Annotated in this window: 1 protein-coding gene; it reads left to right on the top strand. The window is 53.1% G+C overall.

The features are described 5' to 3' along the window. Positions 1 to 229 (top strand): hypothetical protein (locus E1297_RS49430; RefSeq protein WP_209015516.1); only part of this gene is annotated, 229 nt, incomplete at its 5' end. Positions 230 to 258: the final 29 nt, after the last annotated feature.

The raw sequence follows: 258 nt of genomic DNA, 5'->3' as shown, positions 1-258 counted from the left end.
CCCAGGTCAACCAGGCTTGAGGGTCTACGCTATTGGGTTTGGCTGTTTCGATCACGGTGTAGGCGATGGCAGCAGCCTTGCCGCCGCCGTCCTCAACTTCTTTCGTGAAACCAACTCCAAGATAGGGACGAATTTCCGGGACGAAGTGTCAGACATTTTCCGCTTCGTAATCCATGAATATGCTCGGGTTTTGGAGTGGGAACGGTACAAAATACGAAAAGGGGCATAGGCGGATGAAACAGGCGGTCCGGAAGCTCT

This window comes from Roseibium sp. RKSG952, assembly GCF_009711355.1.
Note: the sequence above shows the minus strand (reverse complement) of the source record. Positions and strands in the feature narration are given on the sequence as shown.